Consider the following 25,060-nt stretch of genomic DNA (forward strand, 5'->3'; position numbering starts at 1 on the left):
CGTCGCCCATTCCAGGGAGCGGCCGAAGCCCCAGGGGTCGTCGACCTCGACCTTCGTGCCGTACTTGGCGGTCTTCCAGACGTTGTAGAGGAACGGCAGGGTGGAGAGGCCGAGCAGGAACGAGCCGATCGTCGAGACGGTGTTGAGCGCGGTGAACCCGTCGGCGGCGAGATAGTCGGCGTACCGGCGCGGCATGCCCTCGGCGCCCAGCCAGTGCTGCACCAGGAACGTGGTGTGGAAGCCGACGAACAGCGTCCAGAACTGGATCTTCCCGAGCCGCTCGTCGAGCAGCTTGCCGGTGAACTTCGGCCACCAGAAGAAGAAGCCGGCGAAGATCGCGAAGACCACCGTGCCGAAGACGACGTAGTGGAAGTGGGCGACCACGAAGTACGAGTCGGAGACGTGGAAGTCCATCGGCGGCGACGCCAGGATCACCCCGGTGAGGCCTCCGAACAGGAAGGTCACCAGGAAGCCCGTCGCCCACAGCATCGGGGTCTCGAAGGAGATCGAGCCCTTGATCATGGTCCCGGTCCAGTTGAAGAACTTCACACCCGTGGGAACGGCGATCAGGAAGCTCATGAGGGAGAAGAACGGCAGCAGCACCGCGCCCGTGACGAACATGTGGTGCGCCCACACCACGATCGACAGCCCGGTGATCGCCATCGTCGCGCCGACCAGGGTGAGGTAGCCGAAGATCGGCTTGCGGCTGAAGACCGGGATGATCTCCGTGATGATCCCGAAGAACGGCAGCGCGATGATGTAGACCTCGGGGTGCCCGAAGAACCAGAACAGGTGCTGCCACAGCAGCGCCCCGCCGTTGGCCGCCTCGAACACCTGCGAGCCGAACCGCCGGTCCGCCTCCAGCACCAGCAGCGCGGCCGCCAGCACGGGGAACGCCATCAGGATCAGGATCGACGTGAAGAGCGTGTTCCAGGTGAAGATCGACATCCGGAACATCGTCATGCCGGGCGCGCGCATCCCGATGATCGTGGTGACGAAGTTGACCGCGCCGAGGATCGTCCCGAAGCCGGCCAGCGCCAGGCCCATGATCCACAGGTCGGGGCCGATGCCCGGCGAGTAATGCCGGCTGTTCAGCGGCGCGTAGGCGAACCAGCCGAACGCCGCCGGGCCGTCCGGTGTCAGCAGCGAGCCCAGTACGGTCAGCCCGCCGAACAGGAACAGCCAGTACGAGAGCATGTTCAGTCGGGGGAAGGCCACGTCCGGGGCACCGATCTGGAGGGGCATCAGCTCGTTGGCGAAGCCCGCGAAGGACGGGGTCGCGAACAGCAGCAGCATGATCGTGCCGTGCATCGTGAACAGCTGGTTGTACTGGTTGCCGTCCATGATCTGCAGCCCGGGCCGGGCCAGTTCGGCCCGCATCAGGAGCGCCATGATCCCGCCGACCAGGAAGAAGGCGAAGGACGTGATCAGGTAGAGGTGGCCGATCTTCTTGTGGTCGGTGGTGGTCAGCCAGTCGACGACCACCCGGCCACGGCCTCGGTGACCGATGTCCCTGGTTCGTGCCGTCGCCACGGTCTGCGTCCCCATCGCTCGCCCCTTCGTTCGCCCTGTCCCCGGGCCGCCGACGTCCCGGGTGCGTACGGAGGATGTGTGGGGGAGCCGTGTATTTCCTATGCGCAGTCAGCTCCCGCGATCCCGCACGGAATCGTAATGCGGCGGAGTCCTGGGACGGTACCCAGCGAACTTTCCGACGGCTTATTCGGGACGGCCGGGCGACACGCGGGAATTGCGTTCGAATTCGCGCGGAAGGCGCACGAAACCGCTCGTCCGTGTGAGTGAGTTCGACCGAAACGCATGTCGTGATCCTGTGACAGAAGTGTGACCGGAGTGATCCGTATCGTCGGTCCGGGGTTCCCGGGGCGGGCCTCGCGGCCTAGCGTGGCGGTATGGCACCGAATCCCACTCCGCCAGCGGAGCCCCAGGACAATCCGGACGGATACGTCGGCCTCGAGGCGGCACGGGCCGAGCGGCTCGCGCGCGAACGGGGGTGGTCGACGGTGCGTGAGCTGGCCCCCGGGACGATCGTCACGATGGAGTACCGCTTCGGGCGGCTGAACTTCGAGGTGCGCGACGGGCTGGTGGCCCGCGCCTGGAAGGGCTGAGACGCCCGAAGCGGCCGGACGAGCACGGCGAAGGCCCCGGTTCCCGTCCTGGGGGAACCGGGGCCTTCGGGCGCGGAACCGGGTTGTGCGTACCGGGGTCCCGCTGTTCGGGGAGGTCGGCCGCCTGTCAGCCGCCCGTCAGCGGTCGGGCCGCGGAGGTCGCGGCACCGCGCGGGAGGCGGTCGGCGTGCGGTGGCCGGCGGCTGCCGACCGGGGTGACCGGAGTGCGCTCCGAGCGGGTCGTGTGCGGGCCCGGCGCCAGATGGACCGGCGTGCGCGGCGGACGGGCCGGTTGCGCCGGCTCGCGGGCCGCTGAGGCCTCCTCCTGGGCCGGCGCGCCCGAGGTGAACGGCACGGGTACGGCGACGGGTGCGGCCGGAGCCGGAGCCGGGGACGGAGCGGGGGCCGGGGACGCACCGGCGCGGCGGTCGCGCCAGCGGTCGCGCAGGTCGAAGATCGCGACCTCGGCGCGCGCGATCAGCGGCTCGCACCAGGGCAGCGCCAGCAGGATCAGCAGCCCCGCGGCCCAGCCGAGCACCACGTCACTGAGCCAGTGCGTGCCGAGGTAGACCGTGGCGAGGCCGACGCCCAGCGAGGTCACCGCGGAGAGCGCGGACAGCCAGCGGCGGGCCCTCGGAGTGGAGGCCAGATACGCCAGGATTCCCCAGGTCACGACCGCGTTGGCAGTGTGTCCGCTGGGAAATATATCGCCGCCCAGACCCATCTCGTTCGAGCCGATGGTGGTCGCGTAGTGCGGTCCGAGCCGCCCCATGCCGAGCTTGGCGGCCCCGACGGTGAGGTTCAGCAGCAGCAGCGAGGCGCCGAGCGTGAGCAGCGGGCGCAGGGTGTGCTGCCGCCACGATCTCCAGCCGAGCCAGGCGGCGACCATCACGGCGGTCGGGCCGCGCTGGCCGAGCACCACGTAGTAGTCGACGAACCAGTGGATGCCGGACCACTGCTGGTACGGCCGGAAGAACATGACCAGCCAGTCGAGGCGGACCAGCCACGAGGTGATCACCACGAGCCACACGATCGCCAGATAGAAGGCCAGGGTCGCCAGGAACAGCGCGACCCGGTGCCTGCTCATCTTCGGCACATCGATGTGGGCCGGTCGTTCCGGCTCACGGTCGAGCCTGGCGAACACCCGGTCCAGACGGGTGAGGTTTTGTTCGGTACGCACCTAAACGACGTTACAGCGAGTGAGCTCGAGACCCGGCCGATTCCGCTGGTTTGTGATGACGATGTGATGTGGGATTGCTCTCAGAAGGGCGACTATTCCTGTGGAATCGCTAATAGTCGAACAGTGTTCCCTTCAATTCCTTTGATCATTCCAGGAGATAGTTTTAGGGAACGTATGAAAGGGTTCACCGAAAAGCCGGATTCCCTTATGGCGGACCGCTGCCGTTCAGCCACCACGCGCCGTACACGGCCGAGGCCGCCGCGAGGCACCCCACCACCAGCGCCGACCGGGACGTCCGCAGCCGGGCCAGGGCCAGGGCGAGCGGCAGCAGCAGCGGGAAGGCGGGCAGCAGCAGGCGCGGCTTGGAGCCGAAGTAGCTCGACGCGCACAGGGCGAGCGCGAGCACCGCACCCGCGTACACCAGCAGCGGGAGGGGCTGGCGCTGCCTTACGCAGACGACGTACAGCCACAGCAGCAGGGCGACGCCGACGATCAGCCCGAGGCCGGCGAGGGCCGACGGGAACGACGTGAACTTGTCGGCGACGAAGCGGGCGAAGGCGTAGCCGCCGTCGAAGCCGTTGCGCCAGCCCGCCTGGACGTCGAAGTAGCCGAGCGGGCCCTTGGCGGTGTGGTGGCCGACCCACAGGACGTATCCGGCGGCGCCGACAGGGGCGAGGAGCATGCCGAGGACGCGTGGCGCGACGCGGGCGGCGGCCGCCCCGGCCCCGCGCCGGGCACGGGCGTCGCCGGCGGGCGCCTTCCGGTCCTGGACGAGGGACGCCAGGGCCGCCGCCCAAACCGCCGCGACCACCGCGAGCCCCACCGGGCGGGTCAGACCGGCCAGCGACGCCAGCGCCCCCGCGGTCACCCACCGGCCGGTGAGCACCGCGTACAGCGACCAGGCGGCCAGCGCGGTGAACAGTGACTCGCTGTACGCCATCGACTGCACGATCCCGACGGGCAGGACGGCCCACACCAGCACCGCGCACACCCCGGCCCGGCGCCCGTACACCTGGTCGGCGACCGCGAACACGCCCCAGGCCGCGGCGAGCGAGGCGAGCAGGGACACGACGAAACCGGCGTCGGCGTACGACAGCGGGGTCACCGCGTGCAGGAGCCTTTCCAGCCAGGGCAGCAGCGGGAAGAAGGCGAGGTTGGAGTGGACGTCGCCGTTCGGCAGACGGACCTCGTAGCCGTACCCCAGCTCGGCGACCCTGGTGTACCAGAGGGCGTCCCAGCGGGCGGTCAGCAGCGTGTACGCGCTCTTGTCGCGGGCGGCGCTCCACCCGGCCAGGGCGAGCAGACCGAGGGCACGCACGGCCGCGTACCCCAGGAGGGCGGGGGCCGCCCGGCGCAGGGCCGCGGAGCCGGGGGGCGTCACGCGCGTCTCAAGATCGGTCACGGGCTCGATTATCGACGGCCGGCCCGGCGACCCGGTCCGCCGGGGCGGCGGCGACCCCCGGGCGGAGGCGCGCGGAGGCGGGCCGGGGAGGGGTGCGGGGGTGGTCCGGGGAGGGGTACGGGGGGTGGCCCGGACATGGCGCGGGAGTGGCGTACGCCACACGGGTTGCCCGTGAGTGGTGAGAGGTCCGCCACGTGGCCCTGGCGCGAACTCGCGTACGCTGCGTTTCACTCGTGTTCGTTTGCGCGGGCCGGAGACACCGCTCCTCTCCGGCCGAGCCGCGGGGAGTCCCCACCCCGTGAGCCCGCCGAACCGGGGGATCACCTGGGAGGTACGTACATGTCCGGGACGACCACGGCCGCCGCTGGGCTGCGCCGTCGGGCGGCCGGGGCCGGTGCCAACCGCTGGGTCGTCCTGGTGGTGCTGTGCGTCAGCCTGCTGCTGGTCGCCGTCGATGCGACCGTGCTGCATGTGGCGGTGCCGGCGGTCACCGAGGACCTGCGGCCCGGCGGCATCGAGCTGCTCTGGATCGTCGACACCTATCCACTGGTCTGTGCCTCGCTGCTGATCCTGTTCGGCACGCTCGGCGACAAGGTGGGCCGCAGACGCGTCCTGCTGCTCGGCTACGCCCTGTTCGGCGTCGCCTCCGCGCTGGCGGCGTTCGCCGGGACCGCGCAGACCCTGATCCTGGCGCGGGCGCTGCTGGGTGTCGGCGGCGCCATGATCATGCCCGCGACGCTGTCGATCCTGCGCCAGGTGTTCCCGGACCGGCGTGAGCGGGCGCTCGCGATCGGTATCTGGAGCGCGGTGGCCGCGGTCGGTGCCGCGGTCGGCCCGCTCCTGGGCGGCTTTCTGCTGGAGCACTTCTGGTGGGGCTCCGTCTTCCTCGTCAACATCCCGCTGATGCTGGTCAGCCTGCCGGTGGGGCGGCTGCTGCTGCCCGAGTCGCGGGGCGCGGCGGACGGCCCCTGGGACGTGGTCGGCGCGCTGACGGCGGCGGCCGGTCTCTTCGGTGTCGTGCTGGGCGTGAAGCGGCTGGGCGGCGGGGAGCTCGGACTGTTCACCGTGGCGCCGCTGCTGGTGGGCGCGGCGCTGATCGTGCTGTTCGTCCGCCGTCAGCGGCGTCGCCTGCATCCGCTGGTGGACCTGGGGATGTTCGGGCGGCCGGCGTTCAGTACGTCGGTCGGGTGCATCGTGCTGGCGATGCTGGCGCTGGTGGGTCTCGAACTGATCGCGGCACAGTATCTGCAACTGGTGCTGGGGCTGTCTCCGCTGGAGACGGGCCTGCGACTGCTGCCCCTGACGTTCGCCGCGATGGCGGCCGGGCTGGCCGGGGCGCGGCTGCTCCGGCAGTTCGGGCCGCGCCGGATGGTGTGCGGGGGGTTCGTCCTCACGGCGCTGGCCGTGCTGACGCTGACCGCGATGGGCGGTTCGGACAACACCGGGCTGCTGCTGTTCGCGTTCCTGCTGCTGGGTTTCGGCCTGGAGACGACCTTGTTCGCGGCGTACGAGTCGATGCTGAGCGAGGCACCGCCCGAGCAGGCGGGCGGGGCGGCGGCGATCGGGGAGACGTCGTACCAGCTGGGGGCAGGGATCGGGATCGCGCTGCTGGGAAGCGTGATGAACGCGGCGTACGCGCCCGGACTGAAGTCCGTGCCGGGGGTGCCGGCGTCGGCGTCGGACGCGGCGGGGCATTCGCTGGGCGAGGCCTACGAGGTCGCCGGGCAGTTGGGCGGGCCGGTCGGGGTCACGCTGCGGCGGGTCGCGCGGGACAGCTTCGTGCACGGGTTGCATGTCACGCTGTCGGTGAGTGCGGGGCTGTTGCTGCTGGGGGCGCTGATGGCGTTGCGGTTGCCGCGGGTCATGCAGTGCGAGGCGCCCGTGGCGGGGGTGGAGCTTCCCTCGCCCCGGGAGGTCGTGGAGTCCCGCGTCTCCGCATGACCCTCCCACCCACGCGCCGTCCGTTCACCGTCGATCGAAGGGTGGGCGTTTCCTGCGGGGGCGCCTCGCCGTCGGCGGCCTGCGGCCTGCGGCGCGCGCGGCGCGTACTGGACGTGCGGGACGGCGCGTCGTAACGTCTCGGGCGATAGTGTGACTAGCGGTGCTAGTTTTTCGGAGGCTCTCTCATGTCCGCGTCCTCGAAGTTGCCCCCGTTCGACCCCGCAGACCCCCTGGGGATCGACGATCTGCTGGAGCCGGAGGATCTCGCGATCCGTGACACCGTGCGGAACTGGGCCGCTGACCGGGTGCTGCCGCGGGTCGCCGAGTGGTACGAACGCGGGGAGCTGCCGGAGATCCGGGAGCTGGCGCGCGAGCTCGGCGCCATCGGAGCGCTCGGGATGTCGCTCAGCGGATACGGGTGCGCCGGTGCCAGCGCCGTGCAGTACGGCCTCGCCTGTCTCGAACTCGAGGCCGCCGACTCCGGCATCCGGTCCCTCGTCTCCGTGCAGGGTTCGCTCGCCATGTACGCCCTGCACCGTTTCGGCAGCGAGGAGCAGAAGCGGAGCTGGCTGCCGGGCATGGCCGCGGGCGAGATCATCGGGTGCTTCGGGCTCACCGAACCCGATCACGGCTCCGACCCGGCCGGCATGCGGACGTACGCCAAGCGGGACGGCTCCGACTGGGTGCTCAACGGCCGCAAGATGTGGATCACCAACGGGTCCGTCGCCGGGGTGGCCGTCGTCTGGGCGCAGAGCGACGACGGGATCCGCGGCTTCGTGGTGCCCGCCGGCACTCCGGGGTTCTCCGCGCCCGAGATCAAGCACAAGTGGTCCCTGCGGGCCAGCGTGACCAGTGAGCTCGTGCTCGACGACGTGCGGTTGCCCGCGGACGCCGTCCTGCCGGAGGTCACCGGGCTGCGCGGACCGCTCAGCTGTCTGTCCCACGCGCGCTACGGCATCGTGTGGGGCGCGATGGGAGCGGCGCGCTCCTGCTTCGAGACCGCCGTCGCGTACGCGAAGACCCGCGAGCAGTTCGGGCGGCCCATCGGGGGCTTCCAGCTCACCCAGGCCAAGCTCGCCGACATGGCGGTCGAGCTGCACAAGGGGATTCTGCTCGCCCATCATCTGGGGCGGCGCATGGACGCCGGCCGCCTGCGTCCCGAGCAGGTCAGCTTCGGCAAGCTCAACAACGTACGGGAGGCGATCGAGATCTGCCGGACCGCCCGTACCGTCCTCGGTGCCAACGGGATCTCGCTCGAATACCCCGTCATGCGGCACGCGACCAATCTCGAGTCGGTGCTCACCTACGAGGGCACCGTCGAGATGCACCAGCTCGTGCTGGGCAAGGCGCTCACCGGACTCGACGCCTTCCGCTGACCCGGCCCGGGGCCGAGGCAGGGCCGGTGAGCGGCCCTGCCTCAGCTCTGGTTGAAGAAACCGTCCGTCCGGTGCGCGGACGGGTCTCCGTTCACGATCTCCGTGTTGGCGGGGGTCAGCAGGAACACCCGGGTGGACACCCGCTCGATCGAACCCCGCAGGCCGAAGATCAGCCCGGCCGCGAAGTCGACGACGCGCTTGGCGTCCCCGGCCTCCATGGCCGTGAGGTTCATGATGACCGGCACGCCCTCGCGGAACAGTTCACCGATCGCCCGCGCGTCCCGGAAGCTGTCCGGGGTGACGGTGCCGATCCGGCGGCCCTTCTCCTCGGCCGTGTCCGTCGCCACCTTCACGCGGGGGTCGGTGACCCAGGCGTCCCCGGAGTCGGTCCCCTCGGAATAGTCGTCGTCGTAGTAACGCTCGTCATCGTTGTCGTCGACGAGGCCAAGCCAGGCACTCGCCTTGCGCACCGATCCCATGGACGCCTCCTCTCACAGCGGTCTTTCTGCTTTCCGCATTCCCCATGTTCGTCCATGGTGCGGATGTCGCGCCAAGTGGATAGACGCCGCGCGGGGGGTTTGTGACGGTACTGGTGCACAGCGAATACGTCGAGAGCCCGCGTCTCCCAAGGGTCGTACCGCATACGGCTGCTGACTGTGAGTGAAATATGATTCTTCGTGGCGAACGAGTGACGCACGGTGCGTCCGGGTGAACCGGGTGCCCCCGATCCGGCGTGACAATCGGCCGATAGCATCCGCAGCTCAATGTCCCAAGGACGACGGGGGTTGTCGTGTTCGGAATCGTCAGGCCATGCAGTCACCGGCTCGGAGAGGGCCTCAAGACCCAGTGGATGGCTCATCTGTGCGGGCTGTGTCTCGCGCTGCGTGGCGACCACGGGCAGTTTTCGCGGGTCGTCACCAACTACGACGGCCTGCTCATATCGGTTCTGACGGAGGCTCAGGCCGACCGGGCGCCGGCCGACGGATGGCGGCGGACGGCGGGACCGTGCCCGTTGCGCGGGATGCGCACCGCGTCCGTCGCGCAGGGCGAGGGCGCCCGGCTCGCGGCCGCCGTCTCGCTGGTGCTCGCCTCGGCCAAGGTGCGTGACCACGTCGCCGACGGGGACGGCCTGCTGGCACGGCGGCCCGTCGCCGTCGCCGCGCGCAGGGTCGCCGCGAGCTGGGGCCGGGCCGGCGAACGCGGCGGGGCCGCCGTCGGGTTCGACACCGCCGTCCTCGTCGACGCGGTGGAACGGCAGGTGGGCATCGAGGCGCTCGCCGGGCCCGGCACCCCGCTGTGCGTCGTCACCGAGCCGACCGAGACCGCCACCGCCGCCGCCTTCGCGCACACCGCGGTCCTGGCGGGCCGGCCGGGCAACGCCGCTCCGCTCGCCGAGGCCGGCCGTCTCTTCGGGCGGCTGGCGCATCTGCTGGACGCGGTCGAGGACCGGGAGGCCGACGCCGCGGCCGGTGCCTGGAACCCGCTGACGGCCACCGGGACCCCGCTCACCGAGGCCCGCCGGCTCGCCGACGACGCCCTGCACGGCATCCGGCTCGCACTGCGCGACATGGAGTTCGTGGACGGCAGGCTCGCGCACCTGCTGCTGGCGCACGAGCTGGAGCGGTCGGTCGACCGGGCGTTCGGGACACAGTCGTGCGGCCACGCGCACGCCCCGGAGGGCGCCTTCGGGCCGCCGACCGGCCCGTACGCACCCCGGGGTCCGGTGGACCCCCGCACGCCCGGCGATCCGTACGCGCCGGGCAACCCTCACGGCGGCAACCCCTTCGGCGAGCCGCCGCGGCCCGGGAAGCGGGGCTTCTGGGCCGGGTGCGCGGTCGCGCTCGGGCTGTGCTGCACCTGCAAGGTCTGCTGCGCCGACGAGTTCGAGGGACCCTGGTCGCGGAAGAAGCACGAGGGCTGGTGCCGCGACGGCTGTGACGGCTGCGACTGCTGCTGCGACGGGTGCCAGTGCTGCGAATGCTGTGAGTGCTGCTCCTGCGACTGCTGACGCGGCGTCACCCTTTCGCCCCGTGACGCTCCGTGGCGCCCCGTGGGGGCGGCACGGTGAGCGGCTGGCATCCCCGGGACGTATCTCCGGTCGAGGGCGCGGACTTCGCAGGGCCGTCCGTCGGGACCGGCGGCCGGCCGTTCGCGTGCCGGCAACCCGCGGAGCCGCCGCTCCGGATGCTCGAAAGGATCGATGATCATGCCCGGGCGTTCTGACAAAACCGTTCCGCTCGCCGTGAAGATCGTGGTGAGCGGCGGGCTCGGGGTCGGTAAGACGACCTTCATCGGGGCCGTCTCCGAGATCGACCCGCTCGACACCGAGGCGCCGATCACCCAGGTCTCGGTCGGGGTCGACTCGCTCGAGGGCGTGGAGTCCAAGACCACCACCACCGTCGCGCTCGACTTCGGACGCATCACGCTCGACCCGGCCATCGCGCTGTACCTGTTCGGCACGCCCGGACAGGACCGCTTCTCCTTCCTGTGGGACGACCTGGTGGAGGGAGCGCTCGGAACGGTGGTGCTCGCGGACACCCGGCGGATCGAGGAGTGCTTCCCGGCCGTCGACTACTTCGAGGCCCAGGACGCGCCGTTCGTCCTCGCGGTGAATCGCTTCGACGGGGCCGAGCACTTCGAACTGGAGGAGGTGCGGGCGGCGTTGGGGCTCAGCGCCGAGGTGCCCGTGCTGGAGTGCGACGCGCGCGAGCGCGGCTCCGTACGGGACGTGCTGGGGGCGTTGATGGATCGGGTGGTCGGGTTTCGCGCCGCTCCGGGGCGGACGGCGGTCGTGGCGCGCTGATCGCCGAAGGCGGCGGATCGCCTCAGAACAGGCGTGAGGCGGGGCGAAAGCGAGGGAAAAGGCGCATATCGAGGGGAGGGCGCGGAGGTGAAGGCGGAGCTGGGTGAGGGGAGAACGCGAAGAGGGCGCCCCGGGAGCGGGGGCCGCAGTGGGTCAGCTCAACAGGAACAGGACCACACGCGACCGAAGTCGATGTGGGAGCGGGTGACCAGACACTGCTGCGGATGCATGGGCCAAGTGGAACAGGTCTCCGGTTACGCGTCAACCGACTTGAGACGTACGGCTCACAGTGTGGACGGCCTTGACAGTGAGGGGAAACGCACACGTACTCTCGCTGCACGGCCCTGCTGAGGGGCTCGGCCGTATCTGCGCCGCGCGGCGCGCCCCATTCGGTGTGTGAAGGCACCTACCCGTGTTCGATCCCAGCTGTCACGGAGCCTTCGCATGTCTTCCGAAACCCTCGACCCCGAAGCGCCCGCCACCCTCGTGATCGTCGGGGCCGGGCCGCGGGGGACCGGCCTCATCGAGCGGATCGCCGCCAACGCCCCCGAGCTGTACGCCGGTTCGGGACTCGACATCCACCTCGTCGACCCGCATCCGCCGGGCGCCGGACGCATCTGGCGGGCCGCCCAGTCGCCGCTGCTGTGGATGAACTCGCACGCCGAGGACGTCACCATGTTCACCGACGAGTCGGTGGAGATGGCCGGGCCGGTGCGGCCCGGCCCGACACTGCACGAATGGGCGGGCGTCGACGGACGTACCTTCGCCGACCGGCAGCTCCAGGGCTCCTATCTGCGCTGGGTGCACGAACAGGCGGTCGCCGCCCTGCCCCCGGAGATCACCGTCCACCACCATCCGGGGCGCGCTCTGCGGGTGAGCGGCCCCCGTGCGGGACGCCAGCAGGTGTGGCTGGAAGGCCGGGACCAGCCCCTGTCCGCCGATCTCGTCGTCCTCGCCCTCGGTCACCTGGACGCCGAACTCGACCAGGAGCAGCGTGAGTTGGCGGCATACGCGGCGGAGCACGGGCTCGTCCACCTGCCGCCGGACTTCACGGCCGACAGCGACCTGTCCGCGCTGCCGGCCGGCGAACCCGTGCTGGTGCGCGGTTTCGGGCTCGCCTTCGTCGACCTGATGGTGCTGCTCACCGAGGGACGCGGCGGGCGGTACGAGGGGGACACCTATGTGCCCTCGGGGCGGGAACCTGTGCTGTACGTCGGCTCGCGGCGCGGAGTGCCGTACCACTCGAAGATCGGCTACGACTGGACCGGCGAGCGGCCGCCGCTGCCCCGGTTCCTGGGACCCGCCGAGATCGACGCACTGCTCGCGCGGCCCGAGGGCTTCGACTTCCGGCGGGATGTCTGGCCGCTGGTGGAGAAGGAGCTGGGCTTCGCCCACTACCACCGGCTGTTCACGGTCCACGCCGAGCGGACCGCGATCGCCTGGACCGACTTCGAGGAGAAGTACGAGGCCGCGTCCGAGGGCGCCGAGCGGGAGGCCCTGGTGGCGTCCGCCGTGCCCGACCCCCGGGACCGGCTCGACCTGGCCGCCCTCGACCGGCCGTTGGACGGGGTGACGTACGGGTCCTTCGCGGAGTTCCAGGAAGGCCTGCGCGGCTATGTGGAGGACGACCTCGGTCGCCGGCACGACGCCGCGCACAGCACCGACCTGGCCGTGTTCCTGGGACTGCTGTCCGTCTACGGACAACTGGTCCGGCTCGGCGACATCGGCTCCTGGTGGCACGGGTTCTTCAGCTACCTCGCCTCCGGGCCGCCGGGCCCCCGGCTGAGACAGCTGCTCGCGCTGTCCCGGGCGGGGGTGCTGAAGTTCGTCGGCGCCGACATGGCCGTACAGGCGCGGGACGGGGTCTTCCGGGCGTCGAGTGCCACGGTGCCGGGTTTCTCGGTCGAGGCGCGGGCGCTGGTGGAGGCCCGGCTGCCGGAGCCGACGCTGCGGCGCGCCCTCGACCCGCTGCTGCGGGAGCTGCACGCCGACGGCGCCGGCGAGACCCCGGACGGGCTGCTGCGGGTGGACCGCGCAGACGGGCGGGTCCTGGACCGGGCCGGCCGGCCGCACCCACGGCGCTTCGCGCTCGGGCCGCACACCGACGGCCGTACGCCGGGCGCGTTCACCCGGCCGCGCACCGGCGGCCCCGCGTTCCGGCAGAACGACGCCACCGCCCGGGCCGCCCTGGTGTTCCTGCGGGACCTGGGCGCCGATGCCGTCGGGTGAACCGCTCCACTTCGAAGCGTCACGGAAGAAAGGGTTCTCCCCCATGACCTCATCGCACGGCCGGGGCCCGCTGCATCTGGCGGCCGCCGTCGACCAGCCGGGGGTGTACGACGCCGGCCCCTACGTCGAACTGGCGCGGCTCGCCGAGCGGGGCGGACTCGACTTCGTGACGCTGGACGACACCTTCGCCCGGCCCGGGCCCGACGCGTCGGCCGTGCTGTCCCGGGTGGCGCCCGCCACGCACCGCGTCGGACTGGTCCCCACCCTCACCACCACCCACACCGAGCCCTTCCGCATCCAGGCCACGGTCGCCACGCTCGACCGGGTCAGCCGGGGCCGGGCCGGCTGGCGGATCGACGTCTCCACCACGGAGGGGGAGGCCCGGCTCTTCGGCCGCCGGCACACCGCGCCGCTGGCCGCGCTGTGGCAGGAGGCCGGTGAAGTCGCCGACGTGGCGGCGAAGTTGTGGGACAGCTGGGAGGACGGCGCCGCGACACGCGCCGTGCCGAGCGGCCGTTTCCTCGACCGCGACAAGCTGCACCCCGTCGACTTCACCGGCGCGGCCTTCTCGGTGCGGGGCCCCGCCCTGGCGCCCAGACCTCCGCAGGGACACCCGGTGCGCGTGGTCGACGCCACCGAGGAACACGCCCGGCCCGCCGCCGCCCGCCACGCCGACGTGGCCCTCGTGCGCGCCGCGAGCCCCGCCCAGGCCCGCAGCGTCCGCGACCGGTTGCGGGCCGACGCGGCCGGAGCGGGGCGCGACCCGAACTCCCTGCTGGTCCTGGCGAGTCTGCTGATCGACCTCGGGGACGGCGAGCACGCCGCCGAACCCGGCCACGGCGGTGGCGGCCCCCGGCAGACCGCGCAGGGCCCGCTCTACCGGGGCGGACCCGTCGACCTCGCCGACCTGATCGCCTCCTGGTACAGGGACGGCACCGCCGACGGCTTCCACCTCACCCCCGTCGAACCGCGCCGCGATCTGGAACGGCTGGTCAACGGCACGGTCGCGCTGCTCCAGCACCGTGGTCTGTTCCGCACCTTCTACCCCGGCAGCACACTCCGCGAGCACCTGGGGCTGGCCCGGCCCGCCAACCAGTACGCGGGGGGCGCGGCATGAGCGGGCATCGATCACAGGGCCCGAGGCCGTTCGGCAGGCACTGCCACCTGGCCGCGTACTTCCCCGGTGCCGACACCACCACCGTCTGGACCGGCCCCGACGCGAAGTCGCCGATCGAGTTCTCCTCCTTCGAGCACCTCGCCCGGACCGCCGAACGCGGCCTGTTCGACTTCTTCCTCCTCGCCGAGGGGCCTCGGCCGCGCGCACACCAGGGCGGTGTCCACGACCTGGACGTGGCCGGCCGCCCCGAGCCGCTCACCGTCCTGAACGCGCTCGCCGCCGTGACCGAGCGCCTGGGGCTGGCCGCCACGGCCGACGCCACGTTCAACGAGCCGTTCGAACTCGCCCGCAGACTGGCCACCCTGGACCATCTCAGCGGCGGCCGGGCGGCCTGGCACGTGGTGACCTCCTCGGACGACCGCACCGGCGAGGACTTCCGCCGCGGGGACTATCTGGACCGCGCCGACCGGTATCCGCGGGCCGCCGAGTTCGTCGCCACCGCGAGAAGGCTGTGGGACTCCTGGACACCGGACGAGGCGCCCCGGCCGTTCGCGCACCGGGGCCGGCACTTCGACATCGCCGGGGAGTTCACCGTGCCGCGCTCACCGCAGGGACACCCGGTGGTGATCCAGGCGGGAGATTCGCGGGAGGGCCGGGAGTTCGCGGCGGCCACCGCCGACGTCGTCCTCGCGCGGCCCGGGACGCTGGAGGCAGGGCGCGCCTTCTACGCCGACGTCAAGGGACGGCTGGCCAAGTACGGCCGTAGCGCCGGCGATCTGAGGATCATGCCCGGCGTCACCGTCGTCCTCGGGGACACCGCGGCCGAGGCACAGGAGCGGGCCGCCACGACACGGCGGCAGCTGGTCTCCCCGCAGCGCGCCCTCCTCGTCCTGGAGCGGCTCTGGGGCGTCGACCTGTCGGCCTGGGACCCCGACGGGCCGCTGCCCGCGTTCGACCCGGTGGCCGACCCGCGGCCGGGGGGCCGCGCCCGGCACGGCGACGCCGTCGCGACGGCCGGGAAGCTGCGCGCGCTGTCGCGGGAGAAGGGGCTGTCCATCCGGCAGACCGTGATCGAGACGAGCGCCCGGCAGTCCTTCGTCGGCACGCCCGAGGCGGTCGCCGCCGAACTGACGGAGTTCGTGCGCGAGGACGCCGCCGACGGCTTCGTCCTCGTACCGCAGCTCACGCCCGACGGGCTCGACGAGTTCGTCGACCGGGTGGTGCCGCTGCTCCAGGAGCGCGGCGCCTTCCGTACGGAGTACGAGGGACACACCTTGCGCTCCCACCTGGGCCTGCCCGCCCCGGCGGGGGACGGGCAAGCCGTATGACGACCCGTGTGACGACCACGACCCGAAGGGCGACCCGCGGGACAACCCGTAGGACGACAGGACGGATCGAGGGGGAGCCGGTCGCGGCGCCCCGCGGGCCGCTCGCGCCCGGGTACCCTCACGCGGTGTCCTGAGAGGGCCGAGGGAGTCCCCGGCCCGAGGGCTTTCCGGACGGTCGACTTCCGGACACCCCAGGGATCCGGGTGGCCGAAGGGGACGCCGAGGCGCTCAGGGCGACCGGCTCCGGCGGCCTGACCACGGACGGGAAGCCGTTCAGCAGGGAGGCACGGTTCGGCGCCGACGCCGGCCCGGGGGCCGGCGGCCCGGGGCGCGCACGGCGCGCGACGGCTGGTCGTGCCGGTGCCCGAGGATCCCCGAGGGGGTGCGCGCCTTCGGCCCGGACTCCGCCGACCGGCCGGCCGGTCGCCCGGCGTCCACACGACCCGAGGCGCACGCCGGGCGGTACGGTCCGCGCGGTACAGGGCGAGGCCGTGCGCCGAGGACCGTACCGCCCCCGGCGCCGGTCGCCGAAGGGCGGGCGCGTGGTCCCGGGGCCCGCGGGGAACCGGCGTTCGTCCTGGCCGGCAGCGGCTCGCCCTCCGGGTGAGCGAGCGGGGCGACGGTGCGCCGCGGTCCCCGTTCACGGACGCCGCCTGCCGGGTGAGCGGCCGGCCGGTTCCGGTTCCCGCACTCCGGCGCACCCGGGCGCGGACGGACGCGCGACGGTCGACCTCCACAGGGACGTACTGCCTCCGTGCGCCTTGCGGATGCTTTCCTCCGCCCCGTCCCGCCGCCGGGGAACACATAGGACGTGGCGGTCGAGGCAGGAGAGCGCAACCTGGTCTGAGCTGGGGCAAGAGGCTGCAAGAGGGCTCAACTCACGCAGTTCGTTGAAGGTCTGACGGCCGAAAGGCGCCCTTGCGCCGACCGGCCGTTCGGCCGAATACTCCCCCTCAGCGCTTGTCAGGGTCACGGCGTGTCCGGAATCCGGACGAACGTCTGTCCCTGGCTGCGCCTCACGGGCCCCGACCCCACACCACGGGCCCCCGACTTCCCCTGGGAGGGAACGAAACGTGAGGATCAAGCGCACCACCCCCACCACCCCCACGAGCGGTATCTCGAGACGGACCCGGCTGACCGCCGTGACCACCGGACTCGTGGCCGCCGCCGCGATCGCCATCCCCCAGGCGAGCGCGGCCGACACCGCCACCTTCAGTACCGCCGAACTGAAGAGCGCCGGCGCCTCGGTGCTCCAGGCGGACATCCCGGGCACCGCCTGGGCGGTCGACAGCAAGACCAACCGCCTCCTGGTCACCGTGGACAGCACGGTCTCGGACGCGGAGATCGCGCAGATCAAGGAGCAGGCGGGCGACAACGCCGGCGCGCTCACGATCAAGCACACCCCGGGCAAGTTCAACAAGCTGATCGGCGGCGGCGACGCCATCTACGGCGGCGGCTACCGCTGCTCGCTCGGCTTCAACGTCGTCAGCGGGAGCACCTACTACTTCCTGACCGCCGGGCACTGCGGCGAGGTCGCCTCGACCTGGTACTCCAACTCCGGTCAGACCACCGTGCTGGGGACGAACTCCGGCTACAGCTTCCCGACCAACGACTACGCGCTGGTCCGCTACACCAACACCTCGGTCGCCAAGGCGGGCACCGCGGGCAACACCGACATCACCAGCGCCGGCAACGCCACCGTGGGCCAGTCGGTCATCCGGGACGGCTCCACGACCGGTATCCACACCGGCCGGGTGACCGCCCTGAACGCCACGGTCAACTACGGCGGCGGCGACGTGGTCTACCAGATGATCCAGACCAACGTCTGCGCCGAGGGCGGCGACTCCGGCGGAGCCCTCTACACCTCCGGCGGTGTCGCGCTCGGTCTGACCTCCGGCGGCAGCGGCAACTGCACCTCGGGCGGTACGACCTTCTTCCAGCCCGTGACCGAGGCCCTGAGCCGCTACGGCGTCAGCGTCTTCTAGTCCTCACGCGGGAATCCTCACGCGGGAGCCGGCAGTCCTGACGAGGCGGTCCTCACCCAGGAGTCCTCGCGCGGGACCGCCGCTCCCGGCCTGTGGCCCGATCGCAGGCAAGCCCCCGTACGCAACCGGCGTGCGGGGGCTCGCCCTTGCCCGGGGGCGGGGTTACCGTCGGGGTACAGGCAGTGATGCGCGGGCAGTGCTGTGGACCCCTGGGGGCCGGCAATGGTCGAGGAACTGGTGGTGGCGGGCGTCGCGCTGGTGTCCGCAGGAGCGGTGTACGTGGCGGCGGCGGCGCGGGTCGTCAAGCAGTACGAGCGGGGCGTGGTCCTCCGGCTCGGGAAACTCCGGCCCGAGGTGCGCGGCCCCGGACTCACCCTGATCCTTCCGGGCATCGACCGGCTCCGGAAGGTCAACATGCAGATCGTCACGATGCCGGTGCCCGGGCAGGAGGGCATCACCCGGGACAACGTCACCGTGCGCGTGGACGCCGTCGTCTACTTCAAGGTGACCTCGCCGGCCGAGGCGGTCGTGCGGGTGGAGGACTACCGGTTCGCCGTCTCGCAGATGGCCCAGACCTCGCTGCGTTCGATCATCGGCAAGAGCGATCTGGACGATCTGCTGTCCGACCGCGAAAAGCTCAACCAGGGGCTGGAGTTGATGATCGACAGCCCGGCCGTGGAGTGGGGTGTCACCATCGACCGGGTGGAGATCAAGGACGTCTCCCTGCCCGAGACGATGAAGCGCTCGATGGCCCGGCAGGCCGAGGCCGACCGTGAGCGGCGGGCCCGGATCATCAACGCCGACGCCGAACTCCAGGCGTCCAAGAAGCTCGCCGAGGCCGCGAAGGAGATGTCCGAGCAGCCCGCGGCGCTCCAGCTGCGGCTGCTCCAGACGGTGGTGGCGGTCGCCGCCGAGAAGAACTCCACGCTGGTGCTGCCGTTCCCGGTGGAGCTGCTGAGGTTCCTGGAGCGGGCCCAGCAGCAGCAACCGCTTCCTCCGACGTCCTCCACACCCCCGACGACTTCCACACCTTCGCCGCCCGAGGCGCAGTCGGGTTCCGGCCAGGACTAGACCTCACCGCCGCGTAAGTGGTTACTCACGCGTAGCGTTTGCACTGCGAATTCTCTCGTGGTGGCCAGGGGATGTTCCGGCGCGGTGAAGGCGTGGCGGGCGCGCGGTGTTCACCCTGTGCGCGTCCTGAAGTCGACCTTGTGTGCTCCCTGTGCGGTTCGGAAGAGTGGGCGCCCGTCAACCAGCCTTCCGGCCCGGAGCTGTCCCCATAACCGCCCGGGCCGACCCCCCACAGGAGGACGCGAGTTGAAGCACCGACGCATACCCGGGCGGCGGATGGTCATGACGGGCGCGGGCATCGCCGCGCTCGTCGCAGCCGGAGTCACCTTCCAGACTGCGAACGCCAGCGAGCCTGCGAAGACCTCGCAGCCCGCCCCCCTCTCGGCCCTCGCGGCCGGAAAGCTCGCCTCGACGCTCGGCCAGGACCTCGGCGCCGACGCGGCGGGCACGTACTACGACGCGAAGAGCAAGAGCCTCGTGGTGAACGTCCTCGACGCGGCCGCCGCGAAGACCGTCGAGGCGGCCGGCGCCAAGGCCAGAATCGTCGAGAACTCCCTCGCCGAACTGACCGGCGCCCGTACGAAGCTCACGGCGGACGCGTCCGTCCCGGGCACCGCCTGGGTCACCGACCCGACCACCAACAAGGTCGTCGTCACCGCCGACCGCACGGTCTCCGACGCCGAGTGGGCCAAGCTCACCAAGGTCGTCGACGGGCTCGGTCGGGTGGCGGAACTCCAGCGCACCAAGGGGGAGTTCAAGCCCTTCATCGCCGGCGGCGACGCCATCACCGGCGGCACCGGGCGCTGCTCCCTCGGCTTCAACGTGGTCAAGGGCGGCGAGCCGTACTTCCTGACCGCCGGACACTGCACCGACGCCATCTCCACCTGGTCGGACTCCTCCGGCACCCGGATCGGCGCCAACGAGGTGTCCAGCTTCCCGGACAACGACTACGGCCTGGTCAAGTACACCGCTGAGGTCGACCACCCGAGCGAGGTCGACCTCTACGACGGCTCGGCCCAGCAGATCACCGGCGCCGCCGAGGCCACCGTCGGCATGAAGGTCACCCGCAGCGGCTCGACCACCCAGGTGCACTCCGGCACGGTCACCGGCCTGGACGCCACGGTGAACTACGGCAACGGTGACGTCGTCAACGGTCTCATCCAGACCGACGTCTGCGCCGAGCCCGGCGACAGCGGCGGCTCCCTCTTCTCGGGCAGCAGCGCCGTCGGCCTGACCTCGGGCGGCAGCGGCGACTGCACCTCCGGCGGGGAGACGTTCTTCCAGCCGGTGACGGAGGCGCTGTCGGCGACGGGGACGCAGATCGGCTGACGGTCCCGCAGCAGCCCCCTTCGAACGGCCGAAGTCCCGCCCCGCGCGCGAGGGGCGGGACTTCGCGCGTGTCCGGCGCGGCGCGGCACGGGCGGGTGCCGCTCGCCGCGGACCGGCTCACGTCGTGCTCTGCGCGCGGTGCGTCCGCAGGGCCGCCGCCGGCAGGGTGACGACGGCCCCCGCGCCCGGCGGCAGCGCCGGACCGATCGCCTTCCGGAACGGCGGGAGCAGCGACAGCACGCCGGGGTCCTGGGGCGATGAAGAGCAGGTGGAGTGCGAGCACCCCGATCACCGGCAGCGTGGCCCGGGGGCCACGGCGTCCTTCACCTCGTCGAGGAAGGAGCCGGGGGGCTCCGGCGGAGCTGCGGGGTGGGTCGGTGCCGGTGGTGGGTGTCATGTCCCCACGGTCCCGGGCACGGGTGTTTCCGCAGGTGGGAGGCGCTCGAACGGCTGTCGTACAGATGTTCGGAAATTGGTCTATGGTGGGGGTGAGGTAGTTGGGAACTGATGTTCGATTCACGGGAGGTGTGGATGCCGGGGTTCACGCATCTGCACACCGTCTCCGGGTTCTCCCTGCGCTACGGCGCCTCGCACCCGGAGCGGCTGGCCGAGCGCGCCGCGGAGCGGGGGATGGACGCCCTCGCCCTCACCGACCGCGACACGCTCGCCGGCTCGGTCCGCTTCGCCAAGGCCTGCGCGAAGGCGGGAGTGCGCCCGCTGTTCGGAGTGGACCTGGCGGTGGCGCCCCCCGAGCGGCCGCAGGGCGACGCGTCCGTACGACGGGACAGACGCCGCACCCCCGTGCGCGGCGGCGCCTTCATCGACGAGTCGACGCCCCGTGTCACCTTCCTCGCCCGCGACGGCGCCCGGGGCTGGGGCGACCTGTGCCGGATCGTCACGGCCGCGCACGAGGGCGAGGGCACCCCGGTGCTGCCCTGGGCCGGGAACCACGGCGCGGGCCTGACCGTCCTGCTCGGCCCCGCCTCCGACGTCGGCCGCGCGCTCGCGGCGGGCCGGCCGGACCGCGCGGCGAAGCTCCTCACCCCCTGGCGGGAGGTGTACGGCGACGCCCTGCGGCTGGAGGCCGTCTGGCACGGGCGCACCGGCACCGGACCCGGCTCCCTGCGGCTGGCCGCCCGCACCGTCGGCTTCGCCGCCGAACAGCGGATCCGGCCCGTCCTCAGCAACGCCGTCCGGTACGCCGACCCCGGCCAGGGCCCGGTCGCGGACGTGCTGGACGCCGCCCGGCGGCTGGTCCCGGTCGACCCGGCGAAAGGACTGGACTCCGGGGAGGCCTGGCTCAAGGACGCCGGCGCGATGCTGCGCACGGCCGAGCGGATCGTCGAGGCCGCGGGCTACCGGCGCGACACCGCGCACCGCCTGCTGGAACAGACGCGGGCGACGGCCGCCGAGTGCCTGGTCGACCCCGAGGACGACCTCGGCATGGGCGCCGTCCACTTCCCCGAACCGCACCTCGTCGGCGCGGGCCGCCGCACCGCCCAGCGGACCCTGGCCTCCCGGGCGGCGGCCGGGATGGTGCTGCGCGGCCACTCCGGCAAGCGCGACTACTGGGAGCGGATGCACCGGGAGCTGGACATCATCGCCCACCACGGCTTCGCCTCGTACTTCCTGACGGTCGCCCAGGTCGTGGACGACGTGCGGGGGATGGGCATCCGGGTCGCGGCCCGCGGCTCCGGCGCGGGATCGCTGGTGAACCACCTGCTCGGCATCGCGAACGCCGATCCGGTCGAGCACGGGCTGCTGATGGAGCGCTTCCTGTCCAAGGAGCGGGTCGTGTTGCCCGACATCGACATCGACGTGGAGTCCGCGCGCCGGCTGGAGGTCTACCGGGCGATCATCGGCCGGTTCGGTACCGAGCGGGTCGCGACGGTCGCGATGCCGGAGACGTACCGGGTCCGCCACGCCATCCGGGACGTCGGCGCGGCCCTGTCCATGGACCCGGCCGACATCGACCGCATCGCCAAGTCCTTCCCGCACATCCGGGCGCGCGACGCCCGGGCGGCGCTGGCGGAACTGCCCGAACTCAGGTCGCTGGCGGGGGAGAAGGAGCGGTACGGGCGGCTCTGGGAGCTGGTCGAGTCTCTCGACGCCCTCCCGCGCGGAATCGCCATGCATCCGTGCGGGGTGCTCCTCTCCGACGCCTCCCTGCTCTCCCGTACGCCGGTCATGCCGACCAGCGGCGAGGGGTTCCCCATGGCCCAGTTCGACAAGGACGACGTCGAGGACCTCGGGCTGCTCAAGCTGGACGTGCTGGGCGTGCGGATGCAGTCGGCGATGGCGCACGCGGTGGGCGAGGTGGAGCGGGCGACGGGGGAGCGGATCGACCTGGACACGCTGAAGGGCGGCGACCCGGCGACGTATCGGCTCATCCGGTCCGCCGAGACGCTGGGGTGCTTCCAGATCGAGTCGCCGGGCCAGCGGGACCTGGTGGGGCGGTTGCAGCCGGCCACCTTCCACGATCTCGTGGTCGACATCTCCCTCTTCCGGCCCGGGCCGGTCGCCGCCGACATGGTGCGGCCGTTCATCGAGGCGCGGCACGGGCGGGCGCCGGTCCGGTATCCGCACCCGGATCTGGCGGAGCCGCTGCGGGACACCTACGGGGTCGTCGTCTTCCACGAGCAGATCATCGACATCGTCGCCGTCATGACCGGCTGCGGGCGCGGTGAGGCGGACCGGGTCCGGCGCGGGCTGTCGGACCCGGAGTCGCAGGGGCGGATCAAGGTGTGGTTCGCCCAGCACGCGGCGGTCGGCGGATATGACGCAGAAACGATTCAGCGGACCTGGGAGATCATCGAGGCGTTCGGTTCGTACGGCTTCTGCAAGGCGCACGCGGTCGCCTTCGCCGTGCCGACGTACCAGTCGGCGTGGCTGAAGGCGCACCACCCGGCCGCCTTCTACGCCGGGCTGCTCACCCATGACCCCGGGATGTACCCGAAGCGGCTGCTGCTGGCGGACGCGCGGCGGCGGGGGGTGCCGGTACTTCCGTTGGACGTGAACAGGTCGGCGGTCGCTCACCGTATCGAACTGGTGTCTGATTCAGATTCAGGGCCGGGTTCTCCCGACTCCCTTGGCTCCTCCGGTCCCTCTGGTTCTTCTGGTTCTTCTGGTTCCTCTGGTTCCTCTGGTTCCTCTCGTTCGTCCGGTTCAGGGGTCTGGGGGCTGAGGCTCGCCCTCTCCGACGTGTACGGCATCACCGAGGCCGAGGCGGCCCGGATCGCGGACGGGCAGCCGTACGCCTCGCTGCTGGACTTCTGGGAACGGGCACGGCCGAGCCGTCCGCTCGCCGCGCGGCTCGCACAGGTCGGCGCGCTGGACGCGTTCGGCGCCAACCGGCGCGATCTGCAACTGCACCTGACCGAACTGCACCGGGGGGCCCGGGGTGCGGGCGGCGGTCAACTCCCGCTGGCCGGCGGGCGGAAGACCACCCCGGCCGGGCTGCCCGACCTGTCCTCCGCCGAGAAGCTCAGCGCCGAACTGGGCGTGCTGTCCATGGACGCCTCGCGCCATCTGATGGACGACCACCGCGGCTTCCTCGACGAACTGGGCGTGGTGTCGGCGCGTCGGCTGCGTGACACCCGGCACGGCGAGACGGTCCTCGTGGCGGGTGCCAAGGCGGCCACCCAGACCCCGCCGATCCGGTCCGGCAAGCGGGTCATCTTCACCACCCTGGACGACGGCGCGGGCCTGGTCGACCTCGCCTTCTTCGACGACTCCCACGACGCCTGCGCGCACACCGTCTTCCACTCCTGGCTGCTGCTGGTGCGCGGGGTGGTGCAGCGGCGCGGCCCGCGCAGCCTCAGCGTGGTGGGCGCCGCCGCCTGGAACCTCGCCGAACTGCTGGAGGTGCGCCGGGACGAGGGGCTGGAAGGGGTCGCGGCCCGGCTGGCCGGTCCCGGCGGCGCCTCCGACGAGGGCGCCTATGGCGAGGGTGCCTCCGACGCGGGTGCCTCCGACGCGGGCGTCGACGTCGACGGGCCGGCGCGCGGCCGGCTCGCCGATTCGGACGGGCTGCCCGCACCGGCGGGTTCGGCCGCCCGGGACGCGGGGGAACAGCGTCGCATCCGCATGCCCACGGGGTACGAGATGCACCCCTGGGCCGATCTGCGCCCCGCGGGCGAAGGGCCCGCGGTGGGAAGAAAGTTGTGGCACCAGAGTCCGGGGAGTGCGGGATGACCATCCTCTGCGTACGTTTCCAGCTGCCTTCGACGGACGAGGCCGCCCTGCCGGCGCTGCTCGGACTGCTGGAGGAGTTCACGCCGGTCGTCGAGGCGTTGCCGCCGGACGGGGCACTGGCCGATCTGCGCGGCGCCGAACGGTACTTCGGGCGCAGCGCGGTCGAGCTGGCGTCGGTGATCAGGGTGCGCGCGCTCGCGCTGCACGGGGTCGACTGCGTGATCGGCGCGGGCCCCGGCCCGCTGTCGGCCCGCGTGGCGCTGCGGGGGGCCCGGCCCGGGGTGACGTGCGCGGTCCCCGAGGGCGGGGTACGGGAGTTCCTCGCCGGGAAGCCCGTCGTGGCGCTGCCCGGTGTCGGTACGGCGACCGCCCGCACCCTGTGCGAGTACGGCCTCGACACGGTCGGCCGGGTCGCCGTCGCGCCCCTGTCCACGCTCCAGCGCCTGGTCGGCGCGAAGGCGGGCCGGGAACTGTACGAGAAGGCGAACGGCGTCGACCGCGGCCGGGTCGTGCCGAACGCCGTATCGCGCTCGCTGGCCACCGAACGCCCCTTCGGGAGGGACGAGCTGGACCCCGACCGGCATCGCCGCGCGCTTCTCTCGGCCGCCGGGGAACTGGGCGCCCGGCTGCGCGCCGTGGAGAAGGTCTGCCGCACCCTGACCCTCACCGTGCGCTACGCCGACCGCTCCGGCACCACCCGCAGCCGCACCCTCGGGGAGCCGACCGCGCATTCGGCGGCCCTGACGAGAACGGCGTACGGCCTGTACGAGGCGCTCGGTCTCCAGCGCGCCCGGGTCCGCGCGATCACCCTGCGCGCCGAGGCCCTCGGCCCCGCCGACCAGGCCTCCCACCAGCTCACCTTCGATCCCGTGGACGAGAAGGTCCGCCGGATCGAGGAGGTGGCCGACCGGGTGCGGGCGAAGTTCGGGCCGGAGGCGGTGAAGCCCGGGACGCTGGCGGCGTGAGGGAACGGCGCCGGAAC

17 protein-coding genes and 1 pseudogene are annotated in these 25,060 nt (G+C 72.2%); 13 read left to right on the plus strand and 5 right to left on the minus strand.

The annotated features are described in order from the left end of the window. Nucleotides 1-18 precede the first annotated feature (18 nt). Nucleotides 19-1,548, minus strand: a pseudogene (gene ctaD / locus ASD48_RS14755) (cytochrome c oxidase subunit I); the annotation flags it as partial. A 359-nt stretch (nucleotides 1,549-1,907) separates the two neighbouring features. Here ctaD and ASD48_RS14760 point away from each other — a divergent pair. Beyond that, nucleotides 1,908-2,123, plus strand: a complete 216-nt coding sequence (locus ASD48_RS14760; protein ID WP_057602043.1) for an I78 family peptidase inhibitor — start codon at nucleotides 1,908-1,910, stop codon at nucleotides 2,121-2,123. A gap of 127 nt (nucleotides 2,124-2,250) precedes the next feature. Here the strand turns inward: ASD48_RS14760 and ASD48_RS14765 are convergent, their stop codons facing one another. Together ASD48_RS14765 and ASD48_RS14770 are read right to left on the minus strand one after the other, a co-directional pair. Continuing rightward, nucleotides 2,251-3,303 carry a phosphatase PAP2 family protein gene (locus ASD48_RS14765; protein WP_057602044.1) on the minus strand — a complete coding sequence of 351 codons (1,053 nt, stop codon included), beginning with the start codon at nucleotides 3,301-3,303 and terminating at the stop codon, nucleotides 2,251-2,253. Between the two features lie 205 nt (nucleotides 3,304-3,508). Continuing rightward, a complete protein-coding gene (locus ASD48_RS14770) occupies nucleotides 3,509-4,705 on the minus strand; it encodes a glycosyltransferase family 39 protein (protein WP_057602045.1) in 1,197 nt (398 codons plus the stop codon). A gap of 339 nt (nucleotides 4,706-5,044) precedes the next feature. Between ASD48_RS14770 and ASD48_RS14775 the strand changes: the two genes are divergently transcribed. Beyond that, entirely contained in the window at nucleotides 5,045-6,646 is a 1,602-nt protein-coding gene (locus ASD48_RS14775; protein ID WP_057602046.1) for an MFS transporter, read from the plus strand. Nucleotides 6,647-6,831: 185 nt separating this feature from the next. Further along, on the plus strand, nucleotides 6,832-8,022 hold the full coding sequence (locus ASD48_RS14780; protein ID WP_057602047.1) for an acyl-CoA dehydrogenase family protein: 1,191 nt from the start codon (nucleotides 6,832-6,834) through the stop codon (nucleotides 8,020-8,022). Nucleotides 8,023-8,063: 41 nt separating this feature from the next. Here ASD48_RS14780 and ASD48_RS14785 read toward each other — a convergent pair whose 3' ends face one another. After that, nucleotides 8,064-8,501 (minus strand): cell division protein SepF, encoded by a 438-nt coding sequence (locus tag ASD48_RS14785; RefSeq protein ID WP_020128186.1) that lies wholly within the window; start codon nucleotides 8,499-8,501, stop codon nucleotides 8,064-8,066. A gap of 311 nt (nucleotides 8,502-8,812) precedes the next feature. Between ASD48_RS14785 and ASD48_RS14790 the strand changes: the two genes are divergently transcribed. The 8 genes from ASD48_RS14790 to ASD48_RS14825 all read left to right on the plus strand — a co-directional run bounded on the left by ASD48_RS14790 (nucleotide 8,813) and on the right by ASD48_RS14825 (nucleotide 19,884). After that, on the plus strand, nucleotides 8,813-10,030 hold the full coding sequence (locus ASD48_RS14790; RefSeq protein ID WP_057602048.1) for a DUF5685 family protein: 1,218 nt from the start codon (nucleotides 8,813-8,815) through the stop codon (nucleotides 10,028-10,030). A 198-nt stretch (nucleotides 10,031-10,228) separates the two neighbouring features. Continuing rightward, a complete protein-coding gene (locus ASD48_RS14795; RefSeq protein WP_057602154.1) occupies nucleotides 10,229-10,825 on the plus strand; it encodes an ATP/GTP-binding protein in 597 nt (198 codons plus the stop codon). A 444-nt stretch (nucleotides 10,826-11,269) separates the two neighbouring features. Then, nucleotides 11,270-13,054: an FAD/NAD(P)-binding protein gene (locus ASD48_RS14800; RefSeq protein ID WP_057602049.1), complete on the plus strand. Its 1,785-nt coding sequence runs from the start codon at nucleotides 11,270-11,272 to the stop codon at nucleotides 13,052-13,054. 43 nt (nucleotides 13,055-13,097) lie between these two features. Further along, nucleotides 13,098-14,171 carry an LLM class flavin-dependent oxidoreductase gene (locus ASD48_RS14805; protein WP_057602050.1) on the plus strand — a complete coding sequence of 358 codons (1,074 nt, stop codon included), beginning with the start codon at nucleotides 13,098-13,100 and terminating at the stop codon, nucleotides 14,169-14,171. Beyond that, nucleotides 14,168-15,499, plus strand: coding sequence for an NtaA/DmoA family FMN-dependent monooxygenase (locus ASD48_RS14810; protein WP_057602051.1), 1,332 nt, complete (start codon nucleotides 14,168-14,170; stop codon nucleotides 15,497-15,499). Before ASD48_RS14805 ends, ASD48_RS14810 begins: the two co-directional genes overlap by 4 nt. Nucleotides 15,500-16,572: 1,073 nt before the next feature. Continuing rightward, nucleotides 16,573-17,484 (plus strand): S1 family peptidase, encoded by a 912-nt coding sequence (locus ASD48_RS14815; protein ID WP_057602052.1) that lies wholly within the window; start codon nucleotides 16,573-16,575, stop codon nucleotides 17,482-17,484. Between the two features lie 222 nt (nucleotides 17,485-17,706). Then, the gene (locus ASD48_RS14820) at nucleotides 17,707-18,555 is read left to right on the plus strand and encodes a slipin family protein (protein WP_057602053.1); all 849 of its coding nucleotides are present in this window, start codon (nucleotides 17,707-17,709) and stop codon (nucleotides 18,553-18,555) included. A gap of 246 nt (nucleotides 18,556-18,801) precedes the next feature. Further along, complete coding sequence (locus tag ASD48_RS14825; RefSeq protein WP_079073764.1) at nucleotides 18,802-19,884, plus strand: S1 family peptidase; 1,083 nt, start codon at nucleotides 18,802-18,804, stop codon at nucleotides 19,882-19,884. Between the two features lie 117 nt (nucleotides 19,885-20,001). Here ASD48_RS14825 and ASD48_RS45970 read toward each other — a convergent pair whose 3' ends face one another. After that, on the minus strand, nucleotides 20,002-20,124 hold the full coding sequence (locus tag ASD48_RS45970; protein ID WP_282438187.1) for a hypothetical protein: 123 nt from the start codon (nucleotides 20,122-20,124) through the stop codon (nucleotides 20,002-20,004). Between the two features lie 291 nt (nucleotides 20,125-20,415). Here ASD48_RS45970 and ASD48_RS14830 point away from each other — a divergent pair, with 291 nt between their 5' ends. Both ASD48_RS14830 and ASD48_RS14835 read left to right on the plus strand, forming a co-directional pair. Then, on the plus strand, nucleotides 20,416-24,078 hold the full coding sequence (locus tag ASD48_RS14830; RefSeq protein ID WP_057602156.1) for a DNA polymerase III subunit alpha: 3,663 nt from the start codon (nucleotides 20,416-20,418) through the stop codon (nucleotides 24,076-24,078). Continuing rightward, complete coding sequence (locus ASD48_RS14835; protein WP_057602054.1) at nucleotides 24,075-25,043, plus strand: DNA polymerase; 969 nt, start codon at nucleotides 24,075-24,077, stop codon at nucleotides 25,041-25,043. Before ASD48_RS14830 ends, ASD48_RS14835 begins: the two co-directional genes overlap by 4 nt. The last annotated feature ends 17 nt before the right edge of the window (nucleotides 25,044-25,060 follow it).

Source organism: Streptomyces sp. Root1310 (assembly GCF_001426425.1).
Classification (GTDB): domain Bacteria; phylum Actinomycetota; class Actinomycetes; order Streptomycetales; family Streptomycetaceae; genus Streptomyces.